The organism is Streptomyces endophyticus (genome assembly GCF_035798155.1).
Classification (GTDB): Bacteria; Actinomycetota; Actinomycetes; order Streptomycetales; family Streptomycetaceae; genus Streptomyces; species Streptomyces endophyticus.
Window position 1 is genome coordinate 1 of sequence record NZ_JAOZYC010000068.1, and the last position, 715, is coordinate 715.

At 50.8% G+C, this 715-nt stretch carries 1 rRNA gene; it reads left to right on the forward strand.

Annotation, left to right across the window (positions count from 1 at the left end):
* Nucleotides 1–715: ribosomal RNA gene (locus OKJ99_RS09455) — 23S ribosomal RNA — on the forward strand; the annotation flags it as partial.

Here is a 715-nt window from a genome sequence, read left to right on the forward strand (position 1 = left end):
CGCATACGGTGGATGCCTTGGCAGTCAGAGGCGATGAAAGACGTGGTAGCCTGCGAAAAGCTTCGGGGAGTCGGCAAACAGACTTTGATCCGGAGATGTCTGAATGGGGGAACCCAGCCATCATAAGATGGTTATCTTGTACTGAATACATAGGTGCAAGAGGCGAACCAGGGGAACTGAAACATCTAAGTACCCTGAGGAAAAGAAATCAACCGAGATTCCCTTAGTAGTGGCGAGCGAACGGGGACTAGCCCTTAAGTGGCTTTGAGATTAGCGGAACGCTCTGGAAAGTGCGGCCATAGTGGGTGATAGCCCTGTACGCGAAAATCTCTTAGTCATGAAATCGAGTAGGACGGAGCACGAGAAACTTTGTCTGAATATGGGGGGACCATCCTCCAAGGCTAAATACTACTGACTGACCGATAGTGAACTAGTACCGTGAGGGAAAGGCGAAAAGAACCCCGGAGAGGGGAGTGAAATAGATCCTGAAACCGTATGCGTACAAGCAGTGGGAGCAGACTTGTTCTGTGACTGCGTACCTTTTGTATAATGGGTCAGCGACTTATTTTCAGTGGCGAGCTTAACCGAATAGGGGAGGCGTAGCGAAAGCGAGTCTTAATAGGGCGTCTAGTCGCTGGGAATAGACCCGAAACCGGGCGATCTATCCATGGGCAGGTTGAAGGTTAGGTAACACTGACTGGAGGACCGAACCGAC